Annotated in this window: 15 protein-coding genes; 6 read left to right on the forward strand and 9 right to left on the reverse strand. The window is 70.8% G+C overall.

Annotated features, from left to right (window positions below):
- Positions 1–3 precede the first annotated feature (3 nt).
- Both ASG91_RS15660 and dapA read right to left on the reverse strand, forming a co-directional pair.
- Positions 4–1,689 (reverse strand): ribonuclease J, encoded by a 1,686-nt coding sequence (locus ASG91_RS15660; RefSeq protein ID WP_056923559.1) that lies wholly within the window; start codon positions 1,687–1,689, stop codon positions 4–6.
- The gene (gene dapA, locus ASG91_RS15665) at positions 1,686–2,576 is read right to left on the reverse strand and encodes a 4-hydroxy-tetrahydrodipicolinate synthase (protein WP_056923560.1); all 891 of its coding nucleotides are present in this window, start codon (positions 2,574–2,576) and stop codon (positions 1,686–1,688) included. The genes ASG91_RS15660 and dapA overlap by 4 nt, the downstream gene beginning before the upstream one ends.
- A gap of 139 nt (positions 2,577–2,715) precedes the next feature.
- Here dapA and ASG91_RS15670 point away from each other — a divergent pair, with 139 nt between their 5' ends.
- The 5 genes from ASG91_RS15670 to ASG91_RS15690 are packed head-to-tail and all read left to right on the forward strand — an operon-like array spanning position 2,716 to position 5,706.
- Positions 2,716–3,507, forward strand: coding sequence for a thymidylate synthase (locus ASG91_RS15670; protein ID WP_056923561.1), 792 nt, complete (start codon positions 2,716–2,718; stop codon positions 3,505–3,507).
- 50 nt (positions 3,508–3,557) lie between these two features.
- Entirely contained in the window at positions 3,558–4,025 is a 468-nt protein-coding gene (locus ASG91_RS15675; RefSeq protein ID WP_056923562.1) for a dihydrofolate reductase, read from the forward strand.
- 54 nt (positions 4,026–4,079) lie between these two features.
- Positions 4,080–4,679, forward strand: coding sequence for a GNAT family N-acetyltransferase (locus tag ASG91_RS15680; protein ID WP_056923563.1), 600 nt, complete (start codon positions 4,080–4,082; stop codon positions 4,677–4,679).
- Positions 4,676–5,395 carry an AzlC family ABC transporter permease gene (locus ASG91_RS15685; RefSeq protein ID WP_056923564.1) on the forward strand — a complete coding sequence of 240 codons (720 nt, stop codon included), beginning with the start codon at positions 4,676–4,678 and terminating at the stop codon, positions 5,393–5,395. The genes ASG91_RS15680 and ASG91_RS15685 overlap by 4 nt, the downstream gene beginning before the upstream one ends.
- A complete protein-coding gene (locus tag ASG91_RS15690; protein WP_056923565.1) occupies positions 5,392–5,706 on the forward strand; it encodes an AzlD domain-containing protein in 315 nt (104 codons plus the stop codon). The genes ASG91_RS15685 and ASG91_RS15690 overlap by 4 nt, the downstream gene beginning before the upstream one ends.
- Before the next feature lie 2 nt (positions 5,707–5,708).
- Here ASG91_RS15690 and ASG91_RS15695 read toward each other — a convergent pair whose 3' ends face one another.
- The 6 genes from ASG91_RS15695 to ASG91_RS15720 form a co-directional block, all read right to left on the reverse strand.
- On the reverse strand, positions 5,709–6,077 hold the full coding sequence (locus ASG91_RS15695; protein WP_056923566.1) for a VOC family protein: 369 nt from the start codon (positions 6,075–6,077) through the stop codon (positions 5,709–5,711).
- Positions 6,078–6,117: 40 nt separating this feature from the next.
- Positions 6,118–6,468 carry a hypothetical protein gene (locus tag ASG91_RS15700; protein WP_056923567.1) on the reverse strand — a complete coding sequence of 117 codons (351 nt, stop codon included), beginning with the start codon at positions 6,466–6,468 and terminating at the stop codon, positions 6,118–6,120.
- A complete protein-coding gene (gene dapB, locus ASG91_RS15705) occupies positions 6,469–7,233 on the reverse strand; it encodes a 4-hydroxy-tetrahydrodipicolinate reductase (protein WP_082594227.1) in 765 nt (254 codons plus the stop codon).
- A gap of 93 nt (positions 7,234–7,326) precedes the next feature.
- Entirely contained in the window at positions 7,327–9,819 is a 2,493-nt protein-coding gene (locus ASG91_RS15710; RefSeq protein ID WP_235545691.1) for an ExeM/NucH family extracellular endonuclease, read from the reverse strand.
- A 222-nt stretch (positions 9,820–10,041) separates the two neighbouring features.
- Positions 10,042–11,268, reverse strand: coding sequence for an NAD(P)/FAD-dependent oxidoreductase (locus ASG91_RS15715; protein ID WP_056923569.1), 1,227 nt, complete (start codon positions 11,266–11,268; stop codon positions 10,042–10,044).
- A 4-nt stretch (positions 11,269–11,272) separates the two neighbouring features.
- Positions 11,273–11,704: a DoxX family membrane protein gene (locus tag ASG91_RS15720; protein WP_056923570.1), complete on the reverse strand. Its 432-nt coding sequence runs from the start codon at positions 11,702–11,704 to the stop codon at positions 11,273–11,275.
- Positions 11,705–11,809: 105 nt separating this feature from the next.
- Between ASG91_RS15720 and ASG91_RS15725 the strand changes: the two genes are divergently transcribed.
- Complete coding sequence (locus ASG91_RS15725) at positions 11,810–12,496, forward strand: metalloregulator ArsR/SmtB family transcription factor (protein ID WP_056923571.1); 687 nt, start codon at positions 11,810–11,812, stop codon at positions 12,494–12,496.
- Positions 12,497–12,587: 91 nt separating this feature from the next.
- Here ASG91_RS15725 and ASG91_RS15730 read toward each other — a convergent pair whose 3' ends face one another.
- Positions 12,588–14,987, reverse strand: coding sequence for a polyribonucleotide nucleotidyltransferase (locus ASG91_RS15730; protein WP_056923572.1), 2,400 nt, complete (start codon positions 14,985–14,987; stop codon positions 12,588–12,590).
- Between the last annotated feature and the right edge of the window lie 168 nt (positions 14,988–15,155).

Raw genomic sequence — 15,155 nt, forward strand, 5'->3', positions numbered from 1 at the left:
GGGCTAGGCCTGGATGACGACCGGGATGATCATCGGGCGGCGGCGGATCTTGCCGCCGACCCAGCCGCCGATGGCCCGGCGCATGACCTGCTCGAGCTGGTGGGAGTCGGTGACGCCGTTGCCGGTCGCCTCCGCCAGCGCCTGCTCGATCTTGGGACGCACCTGGCTGAAGATCTCGTCGTCCTCGGCGAAACCGCGCGCCTGGATCTCCGGGCCCGCCGCGATCTTGCCGGTCGCGGCGTCGATCACGACGATGACGGAGATGAAGCCCTCGTCGCGCAGGATGCGACGGTCCTTGAGCAGCGCCTCGTCGAACTCGCCCACCGACGACCCGTCGACGTAGACGTAGCCGCACGGCACGGCCCCGACGATGCGGGCGACTCCGTCGACCAGGTCGACGACCACACCGTCCTCGGCCAGCACGACCTGCTCACGCGGCACGCCGGTCTGGACGGCGAGCTCGGCGTTGGCGACCAGGTGGCGCCACTCACCGTGCACCGGCATCACGTTGCGGGGCTTGACGATGTTGTAGCAGTAGAGCAGCTCGCCGGCGCTGGCGTGTCCCGAGACGTGCACCTTGGCGTTGCCCTTGTGCACGACGTTGACGCCGAGTCGCATGAGCCCGTTGATGATGCGGTAGACGGCGTTCTCGTTGCCCGGGATCAGGGACGAGGCCATCAGCACCGTGTCGCCCTCGCCGACGTCGATGCGGTGGTCGCGGTTGGCCATCCGGGACAAGGCGGCCATCGGCTCACCCTGGGACCCGGTGCAGATCAGGACGACCTGGTCGTCGGGGAAGTTGTCGAGCTTCTTGACGTCGACGAGCACGCCGTCAGGCACGTGGAGGTAGCCCAGCTCGGCCGCGATGCCCATGTTGCGCACCATCGAACGACCCACCATGGCGACCTTGCGGCCGGCCTGCTCGGCCGCGTTGAGCACCTGCTGGACCCGGTGCACGTGCGAGGAGAAGCACGCCACGATGATCCGGCGCTCGGCGTCGCGGAAGACCTTGTCGATGGCCGGCGCGATGTCCTTCTCCGGCGTCGTGAACCCCGGGACCTCGGCGTTGGTCGAGTCCGTCATGAACAGGTCGACGCCCTCCTCCCCCAACCGGGCGAAGGCGCGCAGGTCGGTGAGGCGGTTGTCCAGCGGCAGCTGGTCCATCTTGAAGTCACCGGTGTGCAGGATCGTGCCGCCGGGCGTCCGCACGAACACCGCGAGCGCGTCGGGGATCGAGTGGTTGACCGCCACGAACTCGCAGTCGAAGACGCCGAGCTTCTCGCGCATCCCCTCCTTCACCCCGAGGGTGTAGGGGGTGATCCGGTGCTCCTTGAGCTTGGCCTCGATGAGCGCCAGCGTCAGCATCGAGCCCACGACCGGGATGTCGCGCTTCAGCTTGAGCAGGTAGGGCACGGCACCGATGTGGTCCTCGTGGCCGTGCGTCAGCACGATCGCCTGGATGTCGTCCAGCCGGTCCTCGAGGTACTCGAAGTCGGGCAGGATCAGGTCGACGCCCGGGTGGTGGTCCTCGGGGAAGAGCACCCCGCAGTCGATGACCAGCAGCTGTCCGTCGTGCTCGATGACCGCCATGTTGCGACCGACCTCGCCGAGCCCACCGAGCGCGATGATGCGCACGCCGTTCTTGGGCAGCGGCCGGGGCAGGTTGAGCTCGGGGTGGGGATGACTCACAGCAGGCCAGACTCCTTGAGACCGGCGCGCAGGATGTCCAGGTGCTCCGGTGGTGACTCGACGAGCGGCAACCGCACCGTCGCGTGGTCGATGACGCCGAGCTCGACGAGCGCGGCCTTCGCCATGATCGCACCCTGGGAGGTGCTCATGATGGCGTCGACGGCGGGGACCAGCCGTCGGTGGATGTCGCGGGCGGTCGCGAGGTCGCCGCGGTCGACGGCGGCGACCATCGCGGCATACTCGTTGCCGGCCACGTGGCCGACGACGCTGACCGTGCCCACGGCACCCAGCGCGAGCCAGGGCAGGGTGGTCGCGTCGTCGCCGGAGAAGTAGAGCAGGTCGGTCTCGGCCAGCACGTGCGTCGAGGCCCACGGGTCACCCTTGGCGTCCTTGACGGCCACGATGCGGTCGTGGGCGGCGAGCTCGATGAGCGTCGCGGTGTCGAACGGGATGCCGGTGCGCCCCGGGATGTCGTAGAGCATGACCGGCAGGTCGGTGCTGTCGGCGACCGCATGGCAGTGCGCGACCAGCCCGGGCTGGGTCGGCTTGTTGTAGTAGGGCGACACGAGCAGCAGCCCGGTCGCGCCGGCGTCGACCGCACGGGCCGCCATCTCGACGCTGTGCGCGGTCGCGTTGGAGCCGACCCCGGCCACCACCGCAGCGGCTCCCCCGACGGCCTCGGCGACGACCCGGACCATCTCGATCGACTCGTCGTCGCTGAGCGTGGCGGCCTCACCGGTCGTGCCGTTGACGACGAGGCCGTCGTGGCCGTGGTCGAGCAGGTGGGCGACCAGTCGGCGGGTGCCCTCGAGGTCGAGGCTCCCGTCAGCCTTCATCGGGCTGACCATGGCGGTCAGGACGCGGCCGAACGGGGACGAGGTGCTCATGCCTGCAGGCTATCGCCCCGCCGAGCAGGCCCCGCGCAGCGGACACCGACCGGGACCCGATTTGGCGGGAAGGCGACGTCGCGTGGCGCCAACGCCGCGTCGGCACGGCGATGTCGCCGGCCGGCGTTACGCTGCCTCCGTGCAGCAGTACCTCGATCTCCTCGACCACGTCATGACGACCGGCACGGACAAGTCCGACCGCACCGGCACCGGCACCCGTTCGGTGTTCGGCTACCAGATGCGCTTCGACCTGTCCGAGGGCTTCCCGGTGCTCACGACCAAGAAGCTCCACCTCAAGTCGATCATCGGTGAGCTGCTCTGGTTCCTCCGGGGCGACTCCAACGTCAAGTGGCTGCAGGACCGTGGCATCACCATCTGGGACGAGTGGGCCGACGAGAACGGCGACCTCGGGCCGGTCTACGGCTACCAGTGGCGGTCCTGGCCGACCCCCGACGGCCGGCACATCGACCAGATCGCCAAGGTCATCGAGTCGATCCGCACCAACCCGGACAGCCGGCGGCACATCGTGTCCGCCTGGAACGTCGCCGACGTCGACTCGATGGCGCTCCCCCCGTGCCACACGATGTTCCAGTTCTACGTCGCGAACGGGCGGCTGTCCTGCCAGCTCTACCAGCGCTCGGCCGACATCTTCCTCGGCGTCCCGTTCAACATCGCGTCCTACGCCCTGCTGACGATGATGGTGGCGCAGGTCTGCGACCTCGAGCCCGGCGACTTCGTGCACACCCTCGGCGACGCCCACCTCTACTCCAACCACGTCGAGCAGGCGACCCTCCAGCTCACCCGTGAGCCGCGACCGCTGCCCACCATGCGGATCACCCCGGGCAAGGACATCGACCAGTTCGACCTCGATGACTTCGAGCTGGTCGGCTACGACGCCCACCCGTCGATCAAGGCGCCGATCGCGGTCTGAGCCCGCTGTCCCGGCCGGGTGCGGCGGCGGCTGTCGATAGCCTGTACGCCATGACCAACGTGACGCTCATTGCCGCGGTCGGCCGCAACGGCGTCATCGGGGCCGACAACGACATGCCGTGGCACCTGCCCGAGGACTTCGCGTTCTTCAAGCGCACCACGATGGGCCACCCGATGGTGATGGGGCGCAAGACCTTCGACTCGATCGGTCGGGTGCTCCCCGGCCGGCGCACGATCGTGGTGACCCGGCAGGACGACTGGGCCCACTCCGAGGTGGAGACCGCGCACTCCCTCAGCGAGGCCCTCTCGCTGGCCGGACCGGCCGACGAGGTGTTCATCTGTGGTGGCGGTCAGGTCTACGCCGAGGCGATGCCCTGGGCCCGTCGGCTCCTCATCACCGAGGTCGACCAGTCCCCCGAGGGCGACGTGCGCTTCCCCGAGATCGACCCGGAGGAATGGCAGGAGGTCGCGCGCGAGCCCCGCGACGGCTTCAGCTGGGTCACCTACGAGCGCAGCTGACCGCCCGGCGGGCGGCCCACGGGCGGCCATCCCCCGAATGGCAGGATGCAGGCCATGGCACCGCAGCACGACCACCCCCACGACCCCCAGCACAGCCACTCCCCGGGCCCGCTCGCGGACGCGAGCGTGCGGGTGGCTCGCGAGACCGACGCCCCCGCCGTGGGCCTGGTCCAGGCGGTGGTGTGGCGCGAGGCGTATGCCGCGGTGCTGCCCGAGGAGGTCCTCGCCACCTTCGAGCCGCAGGCCTTCGCGTCGGTCTGGCGCCAGTCCCTGGCGTCCCCACCCCAGGGCGTCTACCGGTTGCTGGCGGCGTGCGCCGGTGACCAGGTGGTCGGGTTCGCCTCGATCGGGCCCAGCCAGGACCCGGACGCGTCACCCGAGACCGGTGAGCTGTCCGCGCTCGGCGTGCACCCCGACGCCCGCCGGGTCGGGCACGGCTCCCGGCTGCTGAACGCCGTCGTCGACACCCTGCGCGGAGCCGGCGCCACCCGGATGCACACCTGGGTGCTCGCCTCCGACGAGGCGACCCGCGGGTTCCTGCTGGCCGGTGGGCTCGGCCCCGACGGCGCGTTCCGCGACCGGGTGGTCTCCCCCGACGGCGCCACGGCCCGTGAGGTGCGGCTCGTCGCCGACCTGGACACCCCTGCCCCGTGACCCGCGACTCGCGGGTCCTGCGGCAGGCCTTCTCGGTGGCCGTCGCGACCGGCGCCTACGGCATCAGCTTCGGCGCGCTCTCGGTCGCTGCCGGACTGTCGGTCCTCCAGACGCAGGCGCTGTCACTGCTGCTCTTCTCCGGTGGGTCGCAGTTCGCCCTCGTGGGCGTCCTGGCGGCCGGCCCCGCCGGGGCACCCGCTGCCGTCGCCGCCTCCAGCCTGCTGGGCGTGCGCAACGGCCTCTACGGCCTCCAGGTGTCGAAGATGCTCGACGTCCGCGGTTGGCGCCGGGTCGCCGCGGCACAGCTGACCATCGACGAGTCGACGGCGGTCGCGGTGGGACAGCGCGACGCGGCCGCAGCACGCACCGGTTTCTGGGCCACCGGCCTCGGCGTCTTCGTCTGCTGGAACCTGATGACCCTCCTGGGTTCCCTGCTCGGCGACGCGCTGGGCGACCCCCGCCGGTACGGGCTCGACGCAGCGGCCGCCGCGGCGTTCTGCGCCCTGCTGTGGCCACGGCTGCGATCGGTCGACGCCTGCGCCATCGCCGCCCTGGCCGCGCTCGTGGCGGTGCTCGTCGCGCCCCACGCGCCGTCCGGCATACCCGTGCTCGTCGCCGCGACCACCGCCCTCCTGGCCGGGGTGTGGCGCCGCGCCCACCACGACCCACCACCGCCGCACCACTGGGAGCACGAGGGCGAAGGAGCCGCCGCGTGAGCACCTGGACGGCCGTCCTCCTGGCCTCGGCCCTGGCCTTCGCGCTCAAGCTGTCGGGCTATGTCGTGCCGGCCCGCTGGCTCGACGGCGACCGCACGACCCGGATCACGTCGGCGCTGCCGATCGCGCTGCTCGCGGCCCTCGTGGGCGTGCAGACCCTGACCGACACCGACGGTTCGATCGCCGTCGACTCGCGGCTGGCCGCCGTGGCGGTCGCGGTCATGGCGCTCGTCCTCCGGGCCCCGTTCATCGTTGTCGTGGTGCTGGCGGCCGCTGTCGCGGCCGGCCTGCGGCTACTCGGCCTGCCCTGACCTCACGGCCACTCCCGGGCGTCCTCCTCGAACCGGTCCCCCGTCTGGATGCCCACCACGCAGAACACCACGCCGCCGGGGTCGGCCATGATCACGTAGCCGTCGCGGCGCTCCAGCACGGTGGCACCGAGCGCCTCGAGCCGGGCCACCTCGGCCGGGATGTCGTCACTCTCGATGTCGAGGTGGACCCTGGGCTGCCCCTCGTCGAGGCGCTGGACCTCGAGGTTCAGCGACCCGATCTCCCCCACGCTGGCGTACGGCCCGTCGGGGACGGGACGGACCCCCTGGACCCCGGCCCAGAAGGCCAGCGCCGCGTCGTGGTGCTCGCCGGGGTGGTCGACCAGGACGATGCCGATGCGCGAACGGTGCATGCCACCACGGTATGCCGCGCAGGCGCCGCTGGCGCCCCGGTCACCCCACCCGGCTCGCGCGCCAGGCCCGCACGGCGGCTCGGTAGTGCCGCTGCTCCCCGGCCCGGTCACCGGCGACCCGGCTCGCCTCGGCCTGCTCGAGCTCGGCGCCCCAGGCGCCCTCGGCGCCGTGCTCGCGGGCCTGCGCCAGCATCGCCGAACCGTCCCTGGCCAACCGCACCAGGGGCACCATGGCGAGGAGCGCGACCACCGGGATGAGGATGACGGCCAGCCCGAGGAGCACGGGGACCGGTCGTCCGTCCCGGACCAGCTCGACCCCACGCCACCCGATCGTGGCGGAGTAGAAGCCCAGGACCACGAGGAGGACGAGGGCGGTGACCTTCTCGCGCACTCAGTCGTCCAGGCCGAGGTAGTGCTCGAGCCCGACGGTGAGGCCGGGGTGGGCACCGACGTGGCGCACCCCCTCGAGGACCCCCGGCATGAACGAGGTGCGGTCGAAGGAGTCGTGCCGCAGCGTGAGCATCTCGCCCTCGCCGCCGAGCAGGACCTCCTGGTGCGCGACCAGGCCGCGCAGCCGCACCGAGTGCACCGGGATGCCGTCGACCCGGCCGCCCCTGGTGCCGTCGGGGTCCTGGGTGGTGGCGTCGGGCACGTCGCCGAGCCCGGCGTCCGACCGGGCCGCCGCGATGAGGTGGGCGGTGCGGGCGGCGGTGCCCGAGGGGGCGTCGACCTTGTTGGGGTGGTGCAGCTCGATGACCTCGACCGACTCGTAGAACCGTGCGGCCTGCTGGGCGAACCGCATCATCAGGATCGCCCCGATGGCGAAGTTGGGTGCGATGAGGACCCCGACCTCGGGGTGCGCGGCCAGCGGCTCCCGCAGCGAGTCCAGCTTCGCGTCGTCCCAGCCGGTGGTGCCGACGACCACGTGGACGCCGCGCTCGACGCAGTGCGCCACGTTGCCGGGCGAGGCGGCCGGGACGGAGAACTCCACCACGACGTCGGCCCCGCCGAGGTCACCGAGGTCGTCCCCCTGGTCGAACGTCGCGACGAGCTCGAGGTCCGCCGCGGCGGTGACCGCCCGGCACACCTCCGCGCCCATCCGACCCGCCGCACCGACCACGGCCACCCTGGTCGTCCCCACGTTGCTCTCGCTCACGGTGCCAGCCTAGCGACCGTCCACCGACGGCAGCGGGCCCGGTGATGGTGGCACCGGACCCGCTGAACCGCTGGGTGATCCCCACTACGTGGCCTACTGCACGAAGGCCTTGAGACCGAGGACCACGGGGTCGTGGTCGGACGAGCGGTAGGGGCCGGACTGGTGGAAGTCGGTCGAGTGGTAGTTGTACCGGCTGTACTCCAGCGCCACCGACTCACCGGAGTTGATGTTCCAGTGGTCGGCCCCCGTCGACATCCGCAGGGCGTGGTCGTTGACGAGGATGTGGTCCAGCGAGCCGGACAGGCCACTGAAGGAGTACGAGTAGCTGGACGGGTCGAACGTGCTCCCGACATCGGTGTAGCCGGCCCGGTACAGCACGTCGAGCGGGTCCTCCATCGTGTAGGAGTTGTAGTCGCCGGCCATCACGACGGCCTTGGCGCCGTACTCCGCCGCGACCCCGGGCACCCAGTCGCGCAGGGCCTGGGCCTGCAGGATGCGGCTGGTCACCGAGGCGCCCTGGCCGTCCCCGGTGTCCTCGTCGCCCGGGAACGGACCGGCCGAGCCCTTGGACTTGAAGTGGTTGACGACGAAGAGGAACTTGTCGGCCTTGCCGGTCTTCTTCTTGAAGGTCTGGGCGATCGGCTCACGGGCGTTCCCGAACGCCTGCGTCGGCCCACTCTGGTCACCCAGGGCGCGCGACCGGTCGACCCGCATGACCTTGGCCGGCTGGTAGATGATCGCGCTGGTGATGAAGTCCTGGTCGTCGGCCGACGGCAGGTCCGTCGACGACGGGACGAACGCCCAGGTGCCGGCCCCCACCTTGGCGTTGAGGGCTGCCACGAGGGCGGCGAGCGCAGTGTCACGCGGGTGGCCGAACTTGGCCGAGTTCTCGATCTCCATCAGCCCGACGACGTCGGCGTCCAGCGCGGTGATCGCCGACACCTCCTTCTCGGTCTGGCGAGCCAGGTCACCGGCATCCCAGGCACCACGGCGGTCGCAGCCGTCGCGTACCGTGACGCCGTCGTCGTCGCGGTCGTAGTAGGCCAGGCAGGTGGGGTCCTGGTCACCCAGGTCGGTGAAGTAGTTGAGGACGTTGAACGAGGCGACCTTCAGGTCGGCCGTGCCGAGCTGGTTGATGTCTGCGGTGTCCGGTGCCGCGGTGCGGGTGTTCTCGAAGCTCACCGGCGACGTGGCGTTGTCGGGACCGACGACCTGGGCCGTGGGCTGGAAGCGCCACAGGCTGAAGCGGTAGTCGACGACGACGGGGGCACTGAAGCTCGCCGCCTCGCCGACCCGGACCGGCTTGGTGTTGGACACATAGGCCGGGGTGAGGTCAGCGTTGAGCAGGCACGGGATCGGCCGGGTGCCACACGTCGAGGTGGCGAAGCTGCTCGCCGTGAAGTTGCTCGACGCGCCGTCGTCCAGGGTGACCGCACGCTTGGCGTTGTCGGTCACGACTGCCGCGGCCTCCGGGCTGCCCGGGGCGCCGACCTCGGTGTTCTGGAGCAGCGGGTGGTCACCCACGGCCAGGCCCACCTCGCCGAACTGGTTGGTGCCGAAGGTGTTGGTGACGGTGTAGTCGCCGGTCGGCTGGAACAGCATCCCCTCGAGCGACTCACGACCGGCATCGGTGATGGGCCACGGCACCGTGAGTGCCTGCACGGGGCTGAAGTCCTCGCCCGCGTCGACGATGTCCGCACCGGCAGCGGTCACCTCGGTGAGCCCGCTGAACTCGCTGACCTTGCCGGTGACCTCGACGTAGTTGCCGACGACGGCGTCAGCGTCGAGCGGGGTGGAGCTCCCGGACTGGAACACGAAGACGCCGTCCGAGGCACCGGACGCGCTCGGCTCGGGGCCGGTGCCCTGCGTCTGCAGGTAGAAGCCGTGGAAACCGCCGGTCGGGTAGGCGGCCGTGACGACACCCTTGACGATGACGTTCTGGCCGACCAGCGGCGAGGTGGAGCCAGTGCCCTGGACCTCGGCGATGGTCTTGGGGACCGGGGTGCCGGGAGGCGGCGGGGTGCCTGCACCCGGCGTCGGCGTCCCGACCGTGAAGTCGGTCGCGTTGTTCGCCGTGTTGGTGCTGGTGCTGTTGCGCGACACCGAGGTCGCGTTGGCCGTGCCCGGGGCGGCGCCCGCGCCGGCCCAGTCGTTGGCCGTGCCGTAGCCGACGAAGTCGACGACCTGGGGCAGGTCGGAACAGGCGTCGGTGCACGTGGTGCCGGGCAAGGCGGTCTGGGTGTCGACCAGCGCGACCTTGCCGGCGCTGCCGCTGAGGTTGATGCCGCCGTCGACGTCGGCTGTGATGGGGGCGCCGTTGGCCCCGCTGGCGCCACCGACGACGACCCGACCGCCGGCCGGGATCGTGACGCCGGTCAGGTTGGTCTTGGTCGACCAGCTGGTTCCGGCCGCCGACGCGTACTGCACCGACCAGGTCGACAGGTCGACGGCCGCGGTGGTCTTGTTCACCAGCTCGATGAAGTCGCGGTTGAACGTGGCGCCGGAGTTGCCGCCGCCGCCGTACACCTCGTTGATCACCACGGCTGCTCCCGGCGACGGCGCGCCCAGCGCACTCGTCGGAGCCACACCGACAACTCCAGCAGTGAGGGCGATCGCGCCCACCGCTCCCATCACGTGCTTGCGGGGTACGCGCACAGCAGTCCTCCAACAGCGAACTCAGGATCGGCAGCCCCAGGACGGTGGTCCGGGCCGTCGAGCATCACATCACGAGGACGGGGAATGCGGAATGTCTGGAATGGGTCAGGAAGGTAAAGTTCGGGTCAGATTCTGCGAGAGGTCAGGGCGCGGTCAGCGAGCGATCGCCTCGAGCTCGACCTCCGGGTCGGCCAGCTGGTCGCGGTCCACGACCGTGCGCGAGCGGATCAGCGCCTTGATGCCGTCGCCGACGTCCCACACGTTGACGTTCATGCCGGCCACCACGCGGCCCTCGCGCAGCCAGAACGCGACGAACTCCCGGTCGGCCAGGCTCCCCCGGACCACCACGTCGTCGTCGGGGCCCCCCAGCCCGTGGTACTCCATGCCGAGGTCGTACTGGTCGGTGAAGAAGTAGGGCAGTTCGGGCTCGGGGCCGTCCTGGTCGAGCATCGCGGCAGCCACGACGTCGGGCTGGTTGAGCGCGTTGGCCCAGTGCTCCACCCGCACGCGGTGGCCGAGGAACGGGTGCTCGACGTTGGCGAGGTCACCTGCGACGAAGATGTCGGGGTCGCTGGTGCGACCGACCGCGTCGGCGCTCACCCCGTTGTCGACCGCGAGGCCGGCCGCCTCGGCGAGCGCCACGTTGGGGGCCGCGCCGATGCCGACCACCACGGCGTCCGCGGGCACGACGGAGCCGTCGGCGAGCCGGACCCCGCTCGCAGCGCCGTCCGAGCCCTCGATCGCCTCGACGGTGACCGAGGTGCGCAGGTCAACCCCGTGCTCGCGGTGCAGGTCGGCGAAGACCTGGGCGACCCGTGACCCGAGCACCCGCACCAGCGGCAGCTCCAGGCTTTCGAGCACCACGACGTCCGCGCCCGCCTCGCGCGCGGCCGACGCCACCTCGAGGCCGATCCAGCCGCCCCCGATGAACACCAACCGCGCGCCGGGCTGCATCAGCGCGCGGATCCGGTCGCTGTCCTCGATGGTCCGCAGCGACAGCACCCCACCGAGGTCGTGGCCGGGCAGGGTGAGCGTGCGCGGCGAGCTGCCGGTGGCCAGCAGGAGCCGGTCGTATGCCGTGCGCTCACCGTCCGCGGTGACGACCTCCCCGGCGTCGCGGTCGATCGCCGTGACGGTGGTGCCGGTGCGCACCTCCACGTCGTGCGCGGCATACCACTGACGGGTGTGGACGTAGGCCTCGTCGAGGCCCTCGCCGGTCTTGAGGTAGCCCTTGGACAGTGGCGGGCGCTCGTAGGGCAGGTGCTCCTCGGTCCCGAAGACCACGATGGACCCCTGGAAGCCGCGCTCCCGCAACGCCTCCGCGCCCTTTGCCCCGGCGAGCCCGCCACCGACGATCACGAACCTGCGCTGGTCAGCCATACCCTCATCCTCTGCGCAGGTGCACCGGTGGCGCCAGCCGGGACAGCGCCACCGCGCCCGCGAGCAGTCCCACGTCACGGAGGGCGACGTCGTAGTAGTCGCCCAGCGTCAGGAGATCCACGATGATGCCGGCCAGCCAGGCCGCGACGACGAGGCCCCCGAGTCGCGGTGCGAGGGCGACGAGGAGCCCGGCCACGACCTCGGTCACGCCGACCGCGTACATCGCCTGTTGCGCCGTCCCCGGCACCAGGTCGTCGATCCACGGCGCGAGGTAGCCGGGCCAGTCGGTCATCAGGTTGGTGAACTTGTCGAGGCCGAAGAGGATCGGCGCGACGGTGAAGGCGGTCCGCAGGAGGAGGAACGCCTGCCTGGCTCCCGCTGGAGCCGCGACAGCCTCGGGGGCTGGTGCTGCGGTGGTTGACCGGGTCGTGTCCATGAGTTGCTCCCAGCTTCTTCTATCGGAGTGATATTTTGACTTTACGATCGCGCGACCGAATTAGTCAATGAATATGTCTTTTAGAAGGAACTCAGGGAGAGGCCCATGACCACCAGTGACGACCTGACCGTCCTCGGTGCGCTCGCCGAGCCGTCGCGACGGGCGCTCTACGACCACGTCGCCGCGGCCGACTCCCCGGTCAGTCGCGAACACGCCGCGCAGGCGGTGGGGCTGCCGGTCCACTCGGCGAAGTTCCACCTCGACCGGCTGGTGGAGGAGGGCCTCCTGGACGTCGAGTTCAAGCGGCTCTCCGGCCGGTCCGGCCCGGGCGCCGGCCGGCCGACCAAGCTCTACCGCCGCTCGGGTCGCACCCTCGATGTCTCCCTGCCGCCGCGACGCTACGACCTGGCCGGGGCCATCCTCGCCGAGGCCTTCGACGCGGCGACGGCCACGGGCGGGTCGCTCCCGGACGCGGTCGCGACGGCCGCCGCCACGACCGGGCGGGAGCTCGCGGCGCAGCCCCCGGCGCCACCGGCTCGTCGCCCGCTGGCCAGGGTGGCACAGCTGTTGGAGCGGTACGGCTACGAGCCGCGCCTCAGTCCGGACGGCACCGAGCTGGCCCTGGACAACTGCCCCTTCGACCGACTCGCCAGGGAGCACACCGACCTCGTGTGCTCGCTGAACCTCGCCCTGGTCGAGGGCGCGGTCGACGGGCTGGGCTGCCCCGAGGTGCGCCCTCGGCTCGACCCGACCCCGGGCCACTGCTGCGTCCGAGCCACCACCACGACCTGACCGGCACGACAGCGACCTGACCGGCACAACAGCGAGCGGGCCGGCCCACCGAATGGTGGACCGGCCCGCTCGTCAGGCGTGTTTCAGTCGATCAGCCTGCGGCGTCCTCGGACGTGGCCGCGGCCGCGCCCTCCGGGGCGTCGCCGCCACGGTCGTCGCCACGGTCGTCGCCACGGCCGCCACGACGGCGGTTGCGGCTGCGACCACCTTCACGACGCTCGCCGCGGTCCTCGCGGGGTGCCTCGTCGGTGCTGGCCTCGGAGGCCGGGGCCTCGTCGGAGTCGCCGGCCTCGGCGTCGCCACCCTCACCCTCGGCCAGGACGGCCGCCAGCGAGAGCTTGCCGCGCGGGTCGATCTCCTTGAGCTCGACCTGGACCTTCTGGCCGACAGCCAGGACGTCCTCGACGGCCTCGATCCGCTTGCCACCGACGAGCTTGCGCACCTCGGAGATGTGCAGCAGGCCGTCCTTGCCCGGCAGGAGGGAGATGAACGCACCGAACGTCGTGGTCTTCACCACGGTGCCCAGGAAGCGCTCGCCGATCTCCGGCATCTGCGGGTTCGCGATGGCGTTGATCTGCGCGCGGGCGGCCTCGGCCGAGGGGCCGTCGGTCGCACCGATGTAGATCGTGCCGTCGTCCTCGATCGAGATCTGGGCGCCGGTCTCGTCCTGGATCTGGTTGATCATCTTGCCCTTCGGCCCGATGACCTCGCCGATCTTGTCGATCGGGACCTGCACCGAGATGACGCGAGGAGCGAAGGGGCTCATCTCGTCGGGTGCGTCGATGGCCTCGTTCATGACGTCGAGGATGTGCAGGCGCGCGTCGCGGGCCTGGGTCAGCGCGCCGGCCAGGACCGACGCGGGGATGCCGTCGAGCTTGGTGTCGAGCTGGATGGCCGTGACGAACTCGCGGGTGCCGGCGACCTTGAAGTCCATGTCGCCGAACGCGTCCTCGGCGCCGAGGATGTCGGTCAGCGCGGCGTACTGCGTCTCACCGTCGACCTCGTCGGACACCAGGCCCATGGCGATGCCGGCGACCGGGGCGCGCAGCGGCACACCGGCGTTGAGCATCGAGAGGGTGGACGCGCAGACGGAGCCCATCGACGTCGAGCCGTTGGAGCCGAGCGCCTCGGACACCTGACGGATCGCGTAGGGGAACTCCTCGCGGGTCGGGAGCACCGGCATGAGCGCACGCTCGGCGAGCGCTCCGTGACCGATCTCGCGACGCTTCGGCGAACCCACCCGACCGGTCTCACCGGTGGAGTAGGGCGGGAAGTTGTAGTTGTGCATGTAGCGCTTGCGCGTCACCGGCGACAACGTGTCGAGCTGCTGCTCCATGCGGAGCATGTTCAGCGTGGTGACACCCATGATCTGGGTCTCGCCACGCTCGAAGATGGCCGAGCCGTGCACGCGCGGCAGGACCTCGACCTCGGCGCCCAGGGCGCGGATGTCGGCGAGGCCACGGCCGTCGATGCGGACCTTGTCGCGCAGGATGCGCTGACGGATCAGCTTCTTCTGCACGGACCGGTAGGCCGCGGACAGCTCCTTCTCGCGACCCTCGAACTCCGCGGCGAGCTTCTCCTTCATGGAGTCCTTCAGCTCGTCGATGCGCTCCTCGCGCTCCTGCTTGCCGGCGATGGTGAGCGCCTGCGCCAGGTCGTCCGCGGTCGCAGCCTCGACGGCGGCATACGCGTCGTCCTCGTAGTCGAGGAAGATCGGGAACTCCTGGACCGGCTTGGCGGACTTGCTCGCCAGCTCGGCCTGGGCCTCGCAGAGGACCTTGATGAACTTCTTGGCGGCCTCGAGGCCCTCGGCGACGACCTCTTCGGTCGGGGCCTGCTTGCCCTCGTTCTTGACCAGGTCCCAGGTGGACTCGGTGGACTCGGCCTCGACCATCATGATGGCGACGTCGTCACCCGCGACCCGGCCGGCGACGACCATGTCGAAGGTCGAGCGCTCGATGTCGGAGAAGTTCGGGAACGCGACCCACTGGCCGTCGATCAGGGAGACGCGGACGCCGCCGATCGGACCGGAGAAGGGCAGACCCGAGATCTGCGTGGAGGCACTGGCCGCGTTGATGGCGAGCACGTCGTACTGGTGGTCGGGGTTGAGCGCGAGCACCGTGATGACGACCTGGACCTCGTTGCGCAGACCCTTGGTGAAGGTCGGGCGCAGCGGGCGGTCGATCAGGCGGCAGGTGAGGATCGCGTCGGTCGACGGACGACCCTCGCGGCGGAAGAACGAGCCGGGGATCTTGCCCGCGGCGTACATCCGCTCCTCGACGTCGACCGTCAGGGGGAAGAAGTCAAAACCCTCGCGAGGGGACTTCCCGGCGGTGGTGGTGGAGAGGAGCATCGTGTCCTCGTCCAGGTAGGCGGCGACTGCGCCACCGGCCTGCTTGGCCAGGCGTCCGGTCTCGAACCGGACCGTGCGGGTGCCGAACGAACCGTTGTCGATGGTTGCTTCGGCGAACTGGATCTCTGGACCCTCCATGGGCCCTCCTTCTCTTCAGTTGAGAGTTCTGTCTCTCATACGACCCTGTGCATCGTCGTTGTGCACGGGTTCTTCTTCGGGGTGGTGCTGTTCTTCGGGGTGGTGCTCTCGGGCGGCACGGGTGCCACCCTCATGCGAGAGGGACGGTCCTCGTGGTGAGGACCGTCC

Origin of the sequence: Phycicoccus sp. Soil802, assembly GCF_001429605.1 — a bacterium.
Taxonomy (GTDB): Bacteria; Actinomycetota; Actinomycetes; order Actinomycetales; family Dermatophilaceae; genus Pedococcus.

Excerpts from the sequence above, each read along its gene's own strand:
- dapA (WP_056923560.1), bottom strand. The coding sequence starts at position 2,576 with ATGAGCACCTCGTCCCCGTTCGGCCGCGTCCTGACCGCCATGGTCAGC.
- ASG91_RS15675 (WP_056923562.1), top strand. The coding sequence starts at position 3,558 with ATGACCAACGTGACGCTCATTGCCGCGGTCGGCCGCAACGGCGTCATC.
- ASG91_RS15680 (WP_056923563.1), top strand. The coding sequence starts at position 4,080 with ATGGCACCGCAGCACGACCACCCCCACGACCCCCAGCACAGCCACTCC.
- ASG91_RS15695 (WP_056923566.1), bottom strand. The coding sequence starts at position 6,077 with ATGCACCGTTCGCGCATCGGCATCGTCCTGGTCGACCACCCCGGCGAG.
- ASG91_RS15715 (WP_056923569.1), bottom strand. The coding sequence starts at position 11,268 with ATGGCTGACCAGCGCAGGTTCGTGATCGTCGGTGGCGGGCTCGCCGGG.
- ASG91_RS15720 (WP_056923570.1), bottom strand. The coding sequence starts at position 11,704 with ATGGACACGACCCGGTCAACCACCGCAGCACCAGCCCCCGAGGCTGTC.
- ASG91_RS15725 (WP_056923571.1), top strand. The coding sequence starts at position 11,810 with ATGACCACCAGTGACGACCTGACCGTCCTCGGTGCGCTCGCCGAGCCG.
- ASG91_RS15730 (WP_056923572.1), bottom strand. The coding sequence starts at position 14,987 with ATGGAGGGTCCAGAGATCCAGTTCGCCGAAGCAACCATCGACAACGGT.